Annotated in this window: 16 protein-coding genes; 12 read left to right on the top strand and 4 right to left on the bottom strand. The window is 35.8% G+C overall.

Annotation, left to right across the window (positions count from 1 at the left end):
* Positions 1–66: 66 nt before the first annotated feature.
* The 4 genes from BN3107_RS12075 to BN3107_RS12060 all read right to left on the bottom strand — a co-directional run bounded on the left by BN3107_RS12075 (position 67) and on the right by BN3107_RS12060 (position 3844).
* Entirely contained in the window at positions 67–516 is a 450-nt protein-coding gene (locus BN3107_RS12075) for a DUF1569 domain-containing protein (RefSeq protein WP_058307876.1), read from the bottom strand.
* Between the two features lie 51 nt (positions 517–567).
* Positions 568–1005, bottom strand: a complete 438-nt coding sequence (locus BN3107_RS12070) for a VOC family protein (RefSeq protein WP_058307875.1) — start codon at positions 1003–1005, stop codon at positions 568–570.
* A gap of 91 nt (positions 1006–1096) precedes the next feature.
* Positions 1097–1873 (bottom strand): AraC family transcriptional regulator, encoded by a 777-nt coding sequence (locus BN3107_RS12065; RefSeq protein ID WP_058307874.1) that lies wholly within the window; start codon positions 1871–1873, stop codon positions 1097–1099.
* Between the two features lie 258 nt (positions 1874–2131).
* The gene (locus BN3107_RS12060; protein WP_058307873.1) at positions 2132–3844 is read right to left on the bottom strand and encodes an Rqc2 family fibronectin-binding protein; all 1713 of its coding nucleotides are present in this window, start codon (positions 3842–3844) and stop codon (positions 2132–2134) included.
* 140 nt (positions 3845–3984) lie between these two features.
* Here BN3107_RS12060 and BN3107_RS12055 point away from each other — a divergent pair, with 140 nt between their 5' ends.
* The 12 genes from BN3107_RS12055 to rpe all read left to right on the top strand — a co-directional run bounded on the left by BN3107_RS12055 (position 3985) and on the right by rpe (position 16312).
* Entirely contained in the window at positions 3985–4863 is an 879-nt protein-coding gene (locus tag BN3107_RS12055; protein WP_058307872.1) for a YicC/YloC family endoribonuclease, read from the top strand.
* Positions 4864–4908: 45 nt separating this feature from the next.
* Positions 4909–5169, top strand: a complete 261-nt coding sequence (remA, locus tag BN3107_RS12050) for an extracellular matrix/biofilm regulator RemA (protein WP_058307871.1) — start codon at positions 4909–4911, stop codon at positions 5167–5169.
* Positions 5170–5183: 14 nt separating this feature from the next.
* Complete coding sequence (gmk, locus tag BN3107_RS12045; RefSeq protein ID WP_058307870.1) at positions 5184–5804, top strand: guanylate kinase; 621 nt, start codon at positions 5184–5186, stop codon at positions 5802–5804.
* On the top strand, positions 5801–6016 hold the full coding sequence (gene rpoZ / locus BN3107_RS12040) for a DNA-directed RNA polymerase subunit omega (protein ID WP_077065098.1): 216 nt from the start codon (positions 5801–5803) through the stop codon (positions 6014–6016). The genes gmk and rpoZ overlap by 4 nt, the downstream gene beginning before the upstream one ends.
* 85 nt (positions 6017–6101) lie before the next feature.
* Positions 6102–7301, top strand: a complete 1200-nt coding sequence (gene coaBC / locus BN3107_RS12035) for a bifunctional phosphopantothenoylcysteine decarboxylase/phosphopantothenate--cysteine ligase CoaBC (protein WP_058307869.1) — start codon at positions 6102–6104, stop codon at positions 7299–7301.
* A 1-nt stretch (position 7302) separates the two neighbouring features.
* Positions 7303–9711 (top strand): primosomal protein N', encoded by a 2409-nt coding sequence (gene priA, locus BN3107_RS12030; RefSeq protein ID WP_058307868.1) that lies wholly within the window; start codon positions 7303–7305, stop codon positions 9709–9711.
* 14 nt (positions 9712–9725) lie between these two features.
* Positions 9726–10664 carry a methionyl-tRNA formyltransferase gene (fmt, locus tag BN3107_RS12025; RefSeq protein WP_058307867.1) on the top strand — a complete coding sequence of 313 codons (939 nt, stop codon included), beginning with the start codon at positions 9726–9728 and terminating at the stop codon, positions 10662–10664.
* Positions 10661–12016, top strand: a complete 1356-nt coding sequence (rsmB, locus tag BN3107_RS12020; protein ID WP_058307866.1) for a 16S rRNA (cytosine(967)-C(5))-methyltransferase RsmB — start codon at positions 10661–10663, stop codon at positions 12014–12016. The genes fmt and rsmB overlap by 4 nt, the downstream gene beginning before the upstream one ends.
* Positions 12017–12040: 24 nt before the next feature.
* The gene (locus BN3107_RS12015) at positions 12041–12790 is read left to right on the top strand and encodes a Stp1/IreP family PP2C-type Ser/Thr phosphatase (RefSeq protein ID WP_058307865.1); all 750 of its coding nucleotides are present in this window, start codon (positions 12041–12043) and stop codon (positions 12788–12790) included.
* A complete protein-coding gene (pknB, locus tag BN3107_RS12010) occupies positions 12784–14775 on the top strand; it encodes a Stk1 family PASTA domain-containing Ser/Thr kinase (RefSeq protein ID WP_058307864.1) in 1992 nt (663 codons plus the stop codon). Before BN3107_RS12015 ends, pknB begins: the two co-directional genes overlap by 7 nt.
* On the top strand, positions 14776–15657 hold the full coding sequence (gene rsgA / locus BN3107_RS12005; RefSeq protein WP_058307863.1) for a ribosome small subunit-dependent GTPase A: 882 nt from the start codon (positions 14776–14778) through the stop codon (positions 15655–15657).
* A gap of 1 nt (position 15658) precedes the next feature.
* Positions 15659–16312, top strand: coding sequence for a ribulose-phosphate 3-epimerase (rpe, locus tag BN3107_RS12000; protein ID WP_058307862.1), 654 nt, complete (start codon positions 15659–15661; stop codon positions 16310–16312).
* Positions 16313–16527 lie beyond the last annotated feature (215 nt).

Raw genomic sequence — 16527 nt, 5'->3', positions numbered from 1 at the left:
TTGGTACGGATCTCATCTATTTTTGCTGGGATATGAGGAACATTTCCCATATGCTTTAAAATAATTTTAAGATCCAAACTGTTTTAAATGATGATCAAGATGTTTGTAAATTCCTTTTCCCCATTGTTCAGAAGTTAGTCTGCCGAAAAAAGGATGTGGATGAGTTGTACACTGCTCTGGTCCATTATTTTGGAAAGTATTAATTTTTTGTTTAAGTTTTTCTCTTTCTGTTTCAAAATCCTTATCATTTACAATCAAAAGGCTTGGAATAGTGGACATGTTATGAGCTAAGGGTTTGTCATTATAAAAAATGGGTTTTACAAACTTCCCTATTATGATCCCTAACCAACTTCTTGAAGTAGTAGCATCCCCTGTTGCAGCGTCTTGAAACAATGAGCAATGCGCCAACATTTGTGCAACATTCATCTTTCCCCATTGAGGTTGTGAATCAATGCTTAAATTGTCGATACGGTTTAAAATTTCCTCAGAATGCATTTGATTAAAAATATTCTTCAAGAGAACCGACTCCTTTTAAAAATGAATGCTATATTCATTTGCATATATTTTCTAATTCATTTTTTCCGCTAATTCTAAAATAATTCCTTCTGGTCCACGCACGTAACATAGCTTATAAACGTTTTTATAGTTTTGTATTTCACCTATGAGTTCCGTACCTTTCTTTTTCAAATTGGTAACAATAGACTCTATATCTTCAACAGCAAATGCAATATGCCGGATACCCAAAGTGTTTGCATAAGATTGCTGAATACCTTTTTCATCTTGAGGTGTATGGAATTTGACAAGCTCTAAAGTTGCCTCTCCGTCTGGCAAACCTAGCATTACTACCGTTTCTTTAACGTCATTGAGTCCAATTATTCGTTCGACCCAGTCACCTTCTACTTCTCCTTCCCCTAGCATTTCAAGGCCCAAATCGAGAAAAAACTCTTTAGCAGCTGAAAGATCATCCACAATTACACCTACATGATCTATTCTTTGAATTTTCATATTTTCACCTCCGGATATTTACTAATTAGATTAGAATTTCACTTAATATACTAACACAAGAAAATATAGTAAGTTTCTTTAAAATTGCTACTTATGTACGATTTAAGTAATTTTTCATCAATAGAGGCAAATAAACGAGAATGGGTGGATCGTCAAGAAGTGGTCCACGTAGCCTTAGTGACTGTAAAGGTACAAATGTTTCAGCTTTTACATAAATGGGAGCATCAGCTTTTGCCCGCAGTGTTTGATTTGGAACAAGTATTTCATTTACCTGCATATCCCAAAATACTGCGGTAGCCATTAAATAGTAGATTCCAGGGCGTACATCAGTAAAACAAAATTGGCCTAAGGATGATAATAATGTTCCGTATTGTGGTAACCCTTCAGGTATTGGTTTGTTAAATAGACCAATTAAAATAACACCTTCAAGTGGGACGTCAGCTTCAATTGTTCCTTCTACATTATTATATGAATGTTTCCTTTTAGTTTGTTGAGACCAAATGTTTCTTTTTTGGAGAGAGTCCATGTAATTGCTGACTTGTTTCGGAGTTTTTCTAAATTGCATAGGACTAATACCAACTCTTTTTGTGAAGCGTGTCGTGAAGGTGCCCAAGCTTTGTTGATCAATTTCCATACTTATATCGCGTATTGTTAAATTTGAGTTTACTAATAGACTTTTTGCTCTTTGTACTTTTAATGAGGATACATATTGATGAGGAGAAAGGCCGGTTTTAGCTTTAAAAATACGTGAAAAATGATAAGGGCTGTAGGCTGCCCATTTCGCTAATCGAGAAAGTGGAAGTGATTCATGCAGATTGTCATGAATATAAGCAATAACACCATCGATTTCAGAATCTCTACTAGTCACTTTATTCACCTCCTAGATTACTCCAAATTATATAATAGATAAGCGTTTACCACAATAGGCCTGACGTAGTGTAAAGGATGCATAGCAAGGTTCTAAAGGTCTTTACTAAAATTAATAGAATTGACCACTCTATCATCAACTAGTTAAAAATAAATATAATCGGTTAGGGGTATATTAAACCCGAGAAATGTTGTCGTTTCAGAGTATTTCATATATGTAAAAGAAGCTGACCCGAGAGAGTCAACTTCTAATTAAAAATTATTTCTGTTGTTTTAATTTCGATAAATAACTACTGTCAGGCGTAACAAACATGGTCTTTTGATTTTCATACGTCACATATCCAGGCTTAGCTCCATTAGGCTTACGCACATGTCGAATTAATGTGTAATCTACTGGAACAGTGGAGGAATTCTTTGATTTACTAAAATTAGCAGCCAATTGAGCTGCCTCAAGTAAAGTGTCCTCACTTGGTTCCGTTGAACGAATCACCACATGGGAACCGGGAATATCCTTCGTATGCAACCAAACCTCGTCTTTACGCGCAAGACGATTGGTCAAAAACTCATTTTGTTTATTGTTTTTACCGACTAAAATCTCGGTACCGTCTGTACTCATATACATCTCTGGTACAGGTTTCGTTGGTTTCTTTTTCTTTTTTCCTTTTATTACTTTTTTCTTTAAATAACCCTGTTCTTGTAACTCTTCGCGGATTTCTTCGATGTCTTGTTCTCTTGCAGTATCGATTTGTTCGATAATCTCATCCAAATAATTAATTTCCTGAAAGGCTTTCTTTTTTTCTTCTTCAACCATTTGTTTCGATTTTTTTAATTTGTGGTATTTTTTGAAAAACGCTTGTGCATTATCACTTGGCGATTTGTTTTCATTTAATTTAATTTTAATAGTTGATTGATCGGGATCATAATAATCAATTACTTCCACTTCTTTATCACCTTGTTTAACCAGATGCATATGAGCTGTCAGCAGTTCGCCATATTTCTGAAAGCGATCAGCATGTTTAGCGTCCTCTAATGTTTGCTCAAGCTTAATTAGTTTACGCTTATTTTTCTTCTGTTCATTCGTTAAAAATCGAATAAGGTCGCCAGCTTTTTGTTTAACCCGATCACGTTCTGCCTTTCCAGAGTAAAATACATCCAGCATTTCACTTATAGAAGAATACGAAACTTTCTCATCATCTTTGGTTTCTAAGGATAATACATAAAAGCTCTCTTTTTTACCTTTGAAAATGGATGGTTGATAATTGTGATCAAGCACGGTTTGTTGAATCTCTTCAAATGCTTCCTTATATGCTGTCGTTTTACCAAGACCAGCTCTTTCGACAATTTCTTTTGCTATTACCGGTGATACCCCCATATATGTATGGACCATTTGTTGATCAATTCTTCCAGCATTAAAGTCTAGCTTTCTTAAAAACGTTTCCCCATCAATTGTTAGAGGGTTTATCTTCCCTTGATTAGGAGGACTTATATAACTACTTCCAGGTAAAATGGAGCGATGTCGGTTCTGTGCACTTGACACATGCTTAATGCTATCTAAAATAACGTTGCGCTCATCATCTACTAAAATAATATTACTGTGTTTTCCCATCAGTTCTACTACCAATGTCTTTTTACTTTCATCACCAATTTCATTTTTTGTTTGGAAATGAATATGAATAATCCGTTCATTTTCTACTTGTTTTACCTCTTCAATAAAACCGCCATTTAAGTATTTTCGTAACATCATACAATACATCGATGGTTCTGTAGGATTATCATAAGTATCTTTGGTAAAATGAATTCGAGCATAACTAGGATGAGCACTGATTAATAATTGTTTGTTCTTGCCAAATTTCCGAATGGTAAAAAGTAGTTCCGTTTCCGTTGGTTGATATATTTTTAAAACACGTGCCGATGACATTTCATGATCTAATTCGTGTGATACAGCACGTGTTACAATTCCATCAAAAACCATTTCTATCACCTCATTCTTACATTATAACATGATTGATATCTAAAAAATAATCCATGATTTAATTTGTCTTGTCCTATCCATTTTTGATATGATAATAAGAAAGCATCAACAATACTATCGTCGATGGATGTGATAAACAAATGCTTAGTATGACCGGTTATGGTAGAGAAGACTTTAAGCAAGATGATTTAGAAATCAGTGTAGAAATAAAAACCATTAATCACCGCTATTTAGATATTTCTCTTCACATTCCTAAATCGTTATTACATATAGAAGACCAGTTAAAACAGATCATTCAGGAAAAAATGAAACGTGGTAAAATCTCTGTTTCCATTTATACTTTGGGTAAACAAGCGAATCAGAAGCAACTACAAACGGATTGGGATCTAGCTGATCAATATATGGAGCAATTAAACCTGTTGAAATCAAACTATCAGTTATCAGGCGATATTACGATGGAATTACTCGGAAAGTTTCAAGATATATTTTACATACAAGAATACGAAGAGACGGATTCGAATACAGAAAAATCTATAAAATCTACATTGCTAAAAGCGGTTGATAAAGCGTATCAAATGCGCTTAAACGAAGGTAGTGAATTAAAGAAAGATTTAATCGAGCGTTCTAAAAAAATCCAAAATAAAATAAAACAGTTGGGTGAACGGCGAAATATTGTTATAATAGAGTATCAGGAGCGAATACTTGAGCGTATAAACAAATATCTTGAAAATACTTCTATTTACGATGAATCAAGATTATACCAAGAAATCGCGCTGCTCGCTGAAAAAGGTGACATTTCAGAGGAATTAACACGATTACATAGTCATATAAAACAGTTTCAAAACGTCATAGAAGAAAGTCAGCCAATCGGTAGAAAGTTAGATTTTATTGTACAAGAAATCAATCGTGAATTAAATACGATAGGATCTAAATCTAACGATACATGGATTAGTGAACAAATTGTTTATTTGAAAAGTGAAGCGGAGAAAATGAAAGAACAAATACAAAATGTAGAATAATTATTAAGGAAATAGTTGTTTGATAATTTTAAGGGGGAGCTCGAAATGAGTTTGAAATTAATAAATATAGGATTTGGAAATGTCGTCTCTGCAAACCGGATTATATCAATTGTGTCGCCAGAGTCTGCACCAATTAAACGTATTATTACGGTAGCTCGTGACAATAATAAATTGGTAGATGCTACATATGGAAGAAGAACTAGAGCGGTGATTGTCACAGATAGTGATCATGTCATTTTATCAGCTGTGCAACCAGAAACAGTCGGACAACGAGTGATTAGTCATGATGAAATAAGTGAAGAATAGTAGGAGGAGCTACATTGATAGATGAAAAAGGTATACTGTTCATTTTATCTGGTCCATCAGGAGTAGGGAAAGGAACGGTTCGTAAAGCATTATTTGACCAAGACACCAATCTAAAGTATTCTATTTCAATGACAACAAGAGCGATGCGTGAGGGCGAACAAGAAGGTGTTGATTACTTCTATCGAACACGAGACCAATTCGAACAAATGATAGCAGAAAAGAAAATGTTAGAATACGCTGAATATGTTGGAAATTATTACGGTACACCAAAACAATATGTAGAAGAAATGATTGAACGAGGACATGATGTCTTTCTTGAAATTGAAGTGCAAGGTGCCTTGCAAGTGAAAGAAAACTTTCCACAAGGTGTGTTCATTTTCTTAATCCCACCGAGTTTAGAAGAACTAAAAAACCGTATCGTCGATCGCGGAACGGAAACGGAAGATTTAATCATGAATCGTTTAAAAGAAGCACGCAACGAAATCGAAATGATGGACAAATATGATTACGTTGTGGTAAATGATAATATAGACGAAGCGGTAAGAAAAGTTCAAGCGATTGTTCAAAGCGAACATTGTAAAAGAGAACGAGTTGCAAAACAATATAAGGCGTTACTGGAGGTAAATGACAAATGATATTAGAACCATCGATTGATAAATTGCAAACCAAAATTAATTCAAAGTATACATTAGTAACACTTGCTGCAAAAAGAGCCAGACAAATTCAAGATACACAAATTCACCAAGTCGAAGATCCAAATTCAGCAACATATGTAGGGCTTGCATTAGAAGAAATTTTAGAAGAGAAATTAATCGTTCATCCTGATTATGTGATGCCGAATGAATAATGAAGTTTGATTGATAAATACTCCCTCGCATTGCTTTGAGCTTGCGAGGGTTTCTTCTATCACGGTAAGAAAGGAGCTACCTGATGTGTTAAAGGGAAAGAAAATTGTATTAGGAGTATCTGGAGGGATTGCGGCATATAAAGCAATTGCTCTAACAAGTAAATTAACGCAATCTGGTGCAGAGGTAAAAGTCATTATGACGAAGCATGCTACAGAGTTTGTTACGCCACTTACTTTTCAGGCAATTTCCAGGAATCCAGTCTACACCGATACGTTTGATGAAAAGGATTCTTCTGTGATTGCACACATCGATTTAGCGGATTGGGCTGACTTATTTATTTTGGCGCCAGCAACCGCTAATCTGATTGGAAAAGTTGCTAACGGACTAGCCGATGATATGCTGTCTACCACGCTATTAGCAACGCAAGCACCAGTATATGTAGCACCAGCAATGAATGTTCATATGTATCAACATCCAGCTGTGGTGGAAAACATGAAGAAACTAGAAAGCTGGGGATATCGTTTTATTGAACCTGGTGATGGTTATCTTGCTTGTGGTTATATTGGTAAAGGTAGATTAGAAGAACCAGAAAAGATGGTAGAATTGCTAGAAATGGACACCAACCGTACGACGAAGTGGAAAGGGAAAAAAGTATTAATTACGGCTGGACCGACGAGAGAAGCGCTTGATCCTGTACGATATTTCACCAATTATTCATCAGGTAAAATGGGATATGCATTAGCACAATCAGCAATGGAAAATGGAGCAGAAGTTTACTTAGTCTCAGGTCCAACTCATCTAGAAACACCGCAAAATGTTCACACCTTTCATGTGTCTAGTGCGCAACAAATGTTTGAAGCGGTCAAACGATTATTTGATGAGGTTGATATTGTAATTAAAACTGCTGCAGTAGCTGACTATCGGCCATTACAAACAGTTGAACATAAGATAAAGAAAACAAACGGACCATTATCAATAGAAATGGAACGAACAACAGATATTTTACATTATCTTGGTGAGCATAAGCACCACCAATATTTAGTCGGATTTGCAGCGGAAACGCAAAATCTTAAAGAATATGGTGTAAAAAAATTAGCATCAAAAAATCTAGATGCAATCGTATTAAATGATGTAAGCCGTGATGATATCGGATTTGATTCAGATCAAAATCAGGTTATAGTTTTAACTAGAAACGGTAGTGAACACTCAATTGATCAGGCTAGAAAAAAACAAATAGCCGATCAAATTGTTCAATTAATCGATAAAGAAATAGGGAAGGGTTAGTATGCAAGTAGCGAAGGTGATTGTCGATGTTCCGACAAGCCAAACAAATCATACATTCGATTATTTAATACCTGAACAATGGGAAAATATTGTGCAAAAAGGCATGAGAGTATCTGTCCCGTTTGGACCAAGAAAGATAATGGGTTTTGTCTTGGAAGTTAGTGATCATTCTGAGTTTGATAAACTTAAAGCACTCGATGAAGTGATGGATTTAACCCCGGTATTAACCGAAGAATTAGTGCAAATTGGTAAATGGATCAGTGAAGAGACGGTTAGTTTTTATATCCAGACATTTCAAGCAATGTTACCTCAAATCTTAAAAGCAAAATATAAAAAAGAAATCGAGGTATTAACAGATGTTGAATTAGCTGAAGAATTAAAACAGCTTTTTGCAGGTCGAGTAGTGATGGATTTCGAAGAGTTTGTAGAAAGAAATGGCAACTATTCTCTGTTATTAAAAGAAGTGAAAAATGGTCATGTTCAAATTAATTATATTGTGAAATCGAAAGAAACGAATAAAACAAAAGTGTTTATAGCTCCTAATAAAGAGCCATACTTACTAGAAGAAGCTTTAGAAGATATTTCAAATCGTGCCAAAAAACAAAAGCGAATCATTGAACACTTCCTGCATCATGAAACACCTATCGAACAAAAGCAGTTACTCACGCAACTAAGCACAACCACTGCAACAATTAATCAGCTAGTAGAGAAAAAGCTACTTAAAAAAGTAGAAAAAAAAGTATATCGAGACCCTTTTCAAGATACTGATTTTGAACGCAGCAACTCATTACCTTTGAGTAATCAACAACAAACAGCGATTAAGCCAATATGGCAAGCAATCGAAGAAAAACAAGATGAGGTTTTTTTACTCCATGGTGTGACTGGAAGTGGTAAGACAGAAGTATATTTACAAGCAATTGAACGTGTATTAGATAAAGGTATGGAAGCAATTGTTTTGGTACCCGAAATTGCGTTAACACCGCAAATGGTCCAACGCTTTAAAAGTAGATTCGGTTCACAAGTTGCGGTATTACATAGTGCGTTATCAGCAGGTGAAAAATTCGATGAGTGGACCAAAATTCATAAAAAAGAAGTGAATGTTGTTGTTGGAGCACGATCAGCAATTTTTGCGCCTTTTGAAAATATCGGGATTATAATCATTGATGAAGAACATGAAACAAGTTATAAGCAGGATGAACAGCCAAGATATCACGCAAGAGAAGTGGCAAAAAAAAGAGGAAATTATCATCATTGTCCAGTTGTACTTGGTAGCGCAACACCAATGCTAGAATCCTATGCAAGAGCAAAAAAAGGTGTTTACCATTTATTAGAGATGCCAGATCGAATGAATGAGGGAGAAATGCCACCAGTAGAAATTGTCGACATGAGAGATGAACTATATGCGGGAAATCGTAGCATGTTTTCACGAAATTTATTAGAAGCTATTAAGACTCGCATCGAAAAAAAAGAACAAATTGTTTTATTTTTGAATCGAAGAGGTTATTCAACCTTTGTTATGTGTCGTGAATGTGGTGATGTGATGAAATGTCCTGCTTGTGATATTGCCCTAACCTATCATAAAAGTTCCCACCAATTAAAATGCCATTATTGTGATTACCAAATAGCGATGGTAAAAGAATGTCAGGCGTGCAATAGTAAGACGATTCGTTATTTCGGTACAGGAACACAGAAAGTAGAAGAAGCATTACGTGAACATATCCCAGAAGCAAAAGTGATTCGTATGGACGTTGATACCACAAGACGAAAAGGATCCCACAAAAAACTATTAGAGAAGTTTGGGAATAAAGAGGCAAATATTTTATTAGGAACACAGATGATAGCAAAAGGGTTGGATTTTGAAAATGTAACACTTGTTGGGGTTTTAGCTGTCGATGCGATGTTACACTTGCCAGACTTTCGATCATCAGAAAAAACATTTCAATTGTTAACACAAGTAAGCGGACGGGCTGGACGACACAAGTTACCAGGAGAAGTTATTATTCAAACTTATACACCAGAACATTACAGTATTCAATTAGCTAGCCAGTACCATTATCAACAGTTTTTTCAACAAGAGATGCAGACCCGCAGAGGCTTTCGTTATCCGCCATACTATTTTCTAACATTAATAAACGTCTCACATCCTAATCAATTAAAAGCGCAAGAGGTAACAAAAACTATTTGTAAACTACTATTTAAACATTTATCAGATCAGGCAACGATTTTAGGTCCGACTCCATCGCCGATTGTTCGTATAAATAATAGATATCGTTACCAGTGCATGGTAAAATATAAGGATGAACCAAACCAAAAAGCAATCATCCGCAAAATACAAGAGCATTATTACGATGATATCCATCGTAATGATTTAACGATACAAGTGGATTTTGAACCATATTCATTAATGTAAGTGAGGTAATACGTATGAAAAAAATTATTTTTATGGGAACACCTGATTTCGCTGTACCAGTGTTAGAAAGACTGATTACGGAAGGTTACCACATTGATTTAGTAGTGACACAACCGGATCGTCCACGAGGTCGAAAGAAAATTCTAACCCCACCACCTGTTAAAGTAGCAGCAGAAAAGCATGCAATTGACGTATTTCAACCTGAGAAAATAAAGGATAATTACGATGAAATTGAAAAAAGAAACCCAGATTTAATTGTAACAGCGGCATTTGGACAACTATTACCTAAAGGATTATTAGCTATTCCTTCGTATGGCTGTATCAATGTTCATGCCTCCTTATTGCCAAAATTAAGAGGTGGTGCTCCAATTCATTATGCAATCCTTGAAGGCCATGAAAAAACCGGAATTTCGATTATGTATATGGCAGAAAGATTGGATGCAGGTGATATAATCAGTCAACAAGAGATCAAAATTTCTGACAACGATGATGTCGGTAGTTTACATGAAAAATTGGCTGTTATAGGTAGTGATTTATTGGCTGAGACAATCCCAAGCATTTTCTCTGAAGAAATTAAGGCAACACCACAAGATGAACAATTAGCAACCTTTGCACCAAATATTACCCGTGAACAAGAGAAGATCAATTGGAGTCTATCATTACAAAAAGTCTATAATCATATAAGGGGACTACATCCATGGCCTGTTGCATTTACTACATGGCAAGGTAAAGTCTTTAAAGTTTATGAGGCAACTAAAACCAATCAATCAACAACATCTAAGGCGGGAACAATTGTAGCATTTGAAGAAGACGGTTTGATTGTGGCAACAGGAGATAGCCAAGCAATAAAACTAACCATGGTACAACCGGCAGGAAAGAAAAAAATGTCAGCTTCCGATTTCCAACGGGGTGTCGGTAGTAAAATGGAAGTAGGAGAGATCTTAGGCGAATGAACAAAGCGACTAACAGCGTAAGGAAATTAGCACTAGAATTATTAGTTCGTATCGGTGATCAAGGTGGCTATAGTCATCTATTAATAGATCAAATGTTAAAGAAACATCACCTTGATGCGAGAGACGGTGCGTTACTAACAGAGATTGTCTATGGAACTATGCAACGCAAATTAACGTTAGAATCCGATCTAACATCTTTTATTACGTCCAAGAAAAAAATGGATAAATGGGTGAAATGGTTAGTTTATTTATCTTTTTATCAAATGAAACATTTAGATAAAGTGCCAGATCATGCCATTATTCATGAAGCTGTAGAAATTGCCAAAGATAAAGGGCACAAAGGTATAGCAAACTTCGTTAATGGTATATTACGCACTGCTCAACGCAACGGTTTTCCAGATTATCAATCGATGAAAGATCCAGTGGAACGAATTAGTATCGAAACAAGTCATCCTTATTGGTTAGTGAAGCGCTGGGTAACACACTATGGATTAGACATAACGGAAAAAATGTGTCAAACCAATATTACTCATAAAAAGATGTCGATTAGGATTCAACCGTTACGGATTACACGTGATCAATTAATCACACAACTTCAAAAGGACGGAATTAATGCTACACCGTCACTTTTTTCACCACAAGGGATCGTGATTGAGAAAGGGAATATCTTAAAGCATGATAGCTTTCAAAACGGGTTGTTTACTATTCAAGACGAAAGTTCGATGTTAGTGGCAGAGATGATGGAATTAGCAGAGAGAATGCGGGTATTGGATGCCTGCAGTGCACCCGGCGGTAAAGCTACCCATATCGCAGAGAAAATGCGAGATTCTGGTTCCGTGTATGCTTATGACTTGCACGAGAAAAAGGCGAAATTAGTAGATGCTAAAGCAAAAGAATTAGGATTACACTCGATTCACGCTGCCCCCTCAGACGCGCGTGTGTTACAAGAACAACATGATGATGGTACATTTGATCGAATATTGATCGATGCTCCATGCTCAGGTTTAGGTGTACTTCGCAGTAAGCCTGATATAAAATATAATAAGAATGAGGACGACATTACAAAGTTATCGAACATACAACTAGAAATTTTGGGTCATGTCAAAACCCTTCTAAAAAAAGACGGGAAACTAATTTACAGTACGTGTACAGTTGATAAAGAAGAAAATGAACAAGTGATCGAAACATTTTTGCAAAATAATCGGGAATTTGAAGTAGATCCTCACTTTTTTGAAGAGTTACCTGAGCAATTAAAAGATAGTGTTGGTAATAGTGCATTTGGCGTTCAAATTTTCCCTCAAGATATTAACAGTGATGGATTTTTTATCACCAGATTAAGAAGGTGTAATTGAAGGGGAGAAGAGGTGTTATAAACAATGAAGTATATCTACCAATCTGATAAAGGAAAAATACGTGAGTTAAATGAAGACGCGGTAGCTATTATTGAAAAAGAGAAAGCAATTTTAGCAATTGTTGCTGATGGTATGGGTGGACACCGGGCAGGAGATGTTGCTAGTCAACTTGCTATCGAAGAACTTGAAAAATATTGGCTTGCCTTTGAAGAAACTTTAGCAACAGCGCCTCTCGAAAAATGGTTAAAAGATACCATCATCGAGGTAAACAATATTGTCTATCAAAAATCACAGTCTGACCCTGAATGTAAGGGGATGGGGACAACGATTGTGGCAGCTATCTGCACCGAAGATGATCTAATCATTGGACATATTGGAGATAGTCGTGCCTATTTATTGAATGAGACCGAATGGAAACAAGTAACAGATGATCATTCTTTAGTAGGGGAATTGGTGCGTACCGGACAATTATCCCAAGAGGATGCAGAAGTTCACCCTCGACGAAATGTCATTTTAAAAGCACTTGGAACAGAACTAAATTTGGAGCCAGATATGTATGTTACGAACTGGGATCAGTTTAACCGTTTGTTGATCTGTTCTGATGGATTAACGAATAAATTGACTGGTCAAGAATTACACAAGATTATTGTGGAGACCAACAATAAGAAAATCAGTCAAACCTTAATTGACTTGGCTAATAATCGTGGAGGCGAAGATAATATTACACTAGCGGTTATTGATCTTCGTGATAAAGTTGGTGATCCCTCATGCTAGAAGGAAAAATACTAAATGAACGATATGAAATAATTAAGTTAATCGGTGGCGGAGGAATGGCAAATGTATATCTAGGTAATGATCAAATCCTAGAAAGACAAGTTGCTATTAAAGTATTACGTTTAGAATATGCTAATGATGATGAATTTATTACACGATTTCATCGAGAAGCACAGGCTGCTACCAGCTTATCGCATCCAAATATTGTGAATATATATGATGTTGGTGACGAGGAACAAATTTATTATATGGTAATGGAATATGTCGATGGTATGACATTAAAACAATACATACAGTTACATGCACCAATTGAAGTCGAAGAAGTACTGGATATCATGACCCAGGTTACTTCTGCTATAGCCCATGCCCACGATAATGGACTTATACACCGTGATATTAAACCACAGAATATCTTAATTGATTCCTATGGACAAATTAAGGTAACAGACTTTGGAATTGCAGTGGCATTAAGTGCCACAGCTTTGACTCAAACAAACTCTGTTTTAGGGTCTGTACATTATCTATCACCAGAACAAGCACGTGGCGGAAAAGCAAATCGTAAATCAGATATTTACTCAATAGGAATTGTTCTATTTGAAATGTTAACGGGGAATTTGCCGTTTTCAGGACAATCGGCCGTTTCGATTGCATTAAAACATCTACAATCGGAAACGCCTTCTGTTAAAGAATTTAATCCAAGAATTCCTCAATCGGTTGAGAATATTGTCTTGAAGTCAACAACGAAAGATCCCTTTCATCGTTACCAATCCGTTTATGAAATGGAAGATGATTTAACACATGCATTAGAACCAAGCCAATTGCATGCTGCAAAATTCAAGACACCTGAATCAGATGAAACGATAACAAAAGCAATTCCAATTATGCAAAAGGACTCAGCTGAGTCTAATGATTTAGAAGACGGAGCAACCACTATTATTAAGCCAACTTATAATTCTAATAATCAGGAAGAACCGAAAGAAAAGAAAAAAAAGAAACGCAAAAAAACTTTTATTTGGGTAACAAGTTTGTTTGTAATTCTGTTCGGTGCTATATTGATTGCTTTATTTGTTTTGCCTAGTTTATTTCAACCGAAAGACGTCGTTATCCCTGATTTAACAGGTTATAGTTATGAAGAAGCACAACAAGAATTAACGAATTTAGAGTTGATTGTTACCAAGGAAGAAGACTTTGATGAAGAAATAGAAGAAAATAATGTGATCGAAACAATACCACGTGCCAATGAAACTGTGAAGGAAGGAAGAGATATTACTGTTTATGTGAGTTTAGGTCCAGAAAAAGTTGAGTTTGAGGATTATGTTGGTAGTGAATATGAAAGAATTGAAAAAATCCTTAATGATCAGGGCTTTAATGATGTCAAATACTATGAAGAATTCTCAGATCAACCCGTTGGAGAAATTATAGAACAAATTCAACCTTCTCCTGGGGATGAAGTGGTGCCTAAAGATACAAATGTAATTTTTGAAATCAGTAAGGGACCAGAAAAAATAACATTAAACAGATTAGTCGGACTTCATGTTGATGAAGCGACTGATTATTTAGCTGATCAGGATCTATCCGTTGATATAAAAGAGGAAACTCATGAAGAAGTGGAAGAAGGGTATATCATTGAACAAGCGCCATCGGCAAATCAACAGCTAGAAAAAGGTGATCTTGTCACATTAACAATCTCAACCGGCCCAGAGCCAAAGACACAAATTACACATTCAGAATCATTTAATGTCGAATATACGGGTGACCCGCCAGATGATGGTGAGGCTGAACCCCAGGAAGTTAGTATATATGTGGAAGATATGAATAATCGAATATCTGAATTATATCAAGAAGTCGAAATGATAACAGAAGATACACCATTTACGATCCAACTAACAATCGCACCGGATGATCAAGCAACTTACAAAGTGATTAGAGATGATGAACTGATTATAGAGAAGACATTATCATACGAAGAAGTAGAGGGTGAGTAAATGCCAAAAGGTAAAATTGTAAAAGCTCTGAGTGGATTTTATTATGTAGATTATGAGAGTGGGCTTATACAATGTCGTGGAAGAGGAGTTTTCCGTCAAAGGAAAATTACTCCTCTTGTGGGCGATCATGTCGAATTTGAATATAAAGATAAAAAAGAAGGATATATATTGGCGATTGATAAACGAAAAAATCAATTGACGAGACCACCAATTGCCAATGTGGATCAAGCTATTATTGTTACTTCTGTAAAACAACCTGATCTAAGTTTAAATTTGTTGGATAAATTTCTTGTGTTAGTAGAATCAAAGGGTATTCAGCCTTTATTGTTTTTCACTAAGATGGATCTATTAGCAGAACAAGAAGCTATTAAAGTGAAAGAAAAATTAGCCTATTATCAAAGAATCGGTTACACAATAGAATTTTTATCTACTAAAGATAACGAGATGATAGAGCAATTATCTATCCATTTGAATAACAAGGTATCTGTATTTGCTGGTCAATCAGGGGTGGGTAAAACATCGATATTGAACCAGATTGTGCCAGGATTACAATTAGAAACGGATGATATCTCAGAAAGTCTTGGTAGAGGTAAGCATACAACAAGGCATGTTGAATTGATTCCTTTTGAAAATGGTTTGGTGGCAGACACTCCCGGATTCAGTGCACTAGATTTTAAAGAAATACAATTAGAGGAGTTACCTAATTGTTTCCCTGAATTTCAAGCACTACAGGATGAATGTAAATTCAGAGGTTGTATGCATATAAAAGAACCAAAATGTGCAGTAAAACAAGCCTTAGATAACGGAGATATTTTAGCAGATCGATACCAGAACTATGTACAATTTGTAGAAGAAATTAAAAATAGAAAGCCGAGGTATTAACATGAGTACGAAAATTGCACCATCTATTCTATCAGCAGACTTTTCTATATTAAAAGAAGAAATTGAAGATGTTTTAGCTGGGGGAGCAGATTACATTCATGTCGACGTGATGGATGGTCATTATGTACCTAACATCACGATTGGACCTTTAGTTTTGTCTTCAATTAGACCTATTACGGATGCTATATTAGACGTTCACCTAATGATAGAAAATCCTGACCAATATGTTCAAAATTTTGTCGATGCAGGTGCAGACATTATCACGGTCCATGTAGAAGCATGTCCGCATTTACATCGAACCATTCATATGATTAAAGAAGCCGGTGTAAAACCTGGTGTTGTTATCAATCCAGCGACTCCAGTTGAAATGATAAAACCTATTCTAAAAGATGTGGACCTTGTATTGTTTATGACGGTTAATCCAGGCTTTGGTGGACAGTCATTTATCCCAGAAGTCTTAGACAAGGTCAAACAAGCGGCAAAATGGCGAAAAGAATTAGGTTTGTCATTTGAGATTGAAGTAGACGGTGGTGTTAATACAGAGACGGCAAAACAATGTATTGAAGCGGGCGTAGATGTACTAGTCGCAGGAAGTGCAATATTTAACGAAGAGGACCGTAAACAAGCGATTGAAAAAATTCGACAAAGCAAATAATACTGTGAATTGAGTTTTCATGACTATGGGAGATAATCTTTTATAAGAAAAATCAAAATATATTATTGCGCAGTATAAGGATACTGTGCAACAAATGATGTGGTAATTTTGACATGATGTTTGTACTTGGAAACCGCTGCGGCTTGCCCGTTTCGCTTTCCGGGGGGCATGCTCTTCAGCTAACTTTGAAAAGAAAGTCACTTTTCAAAGTGGAT

The organism is Gracilibacillus massiliensis (assembly GCF_001458115.1).
GTDB lineage: Bacteria > Bacillota > Bacilli > Bacillales > Amphibacillaceae > Gracilibacillus > Gracilibacillus massiliensis.
This window is presented reverse-complemented; position numbering and strand designations above follow the sequence as displayed.

What these genes read in the sequence shown, in the direction of transcription:
- BN3107_RS12070 (WP_058307875.1), bottom strand. Translation starts at nt 1,005, where the DNA reads ATGAAAATTCAAAGAATAGATCATGTAGGTGTAATTGTGGATGATCTT.
- BN3107_RS12060 (WP_058307873.1), bottom strand. Translation starts at nt 3,844, where the DNA reads ATGGTTTTTGATGGAATTGTAACACGTGCTGTATCACACGAATTAGAT.
- BN3107_RS12055 (WP_058307872.1), top strand. Translation starts at nt 3,985, where the DNA reads ATGCTTAGTATGACCGGTTATGGTAGAGAAGACTTTAAGCAAGATGAT.
- remA (WP_058307871.1), top strand. Translation starts at nt 4,909, where the DNA reads ATGAGTTTGAAATTAATAAATATAGGATTTGGAAATGTCGTCTCTGCA.
- rpoZ (WP_077065098.1), top strand. Translation starts at nt 5,801, where the DNA reads ATGATATTAGAACCATCGATTGATAAATTGCAAACCAAAATTAATTCA.
- priA (WP_058307868.1), top strand. Translation starts at nt 7,303, where the DNA reads ATGCAAGTAGCGAAGGTGATTGTCGATGTTCCGACAAGCCAAACAAAT.
- fmt (WP_058307867.1), top strand. Translation starts at nt 9,726, where the DNA reads ATGAAAAAAATTATTTTTATGGGAACACCTGATTTCGCTGTACCAGTG.
- rsmB (WP_058307866.1), top strand. Translation starts at nt 10,661, where the DNA reads ATGAACAAAGCGACTAACAGCGTAAGGAAATTAGCACTAGAATTATTA.
- BN3107_RS12015 (WP_058307865.1), top strand. Translation starts at nt 12,041, where the DNA reads ATGAAGTATATCTACCAATCTGATAAAGGAAAAATACGTGAGTTAAAT.
- pknB (WP_058307864.1), top strand. Translation starts at nt 12,784, where the DNA reads ATGCTAGAAGGAAAAATACTAAATGAACGATATGAAATAATTAAGTTA.
- rsgA (WP_058307863.1), top strand. Translation starts at nt 14,776, where the DNA reads ATGCCAAAAGGTAAAATTGTAAAAGCTCTGAGTGGATTTTATTATGTA.
- rpe (WP_058307862.1), top strand. Translation starts at nt 15,659, where the DNA reads ATGAGTACGAAAATTGCACCATCTATTCTATCAGCAGACTTTTCTATA.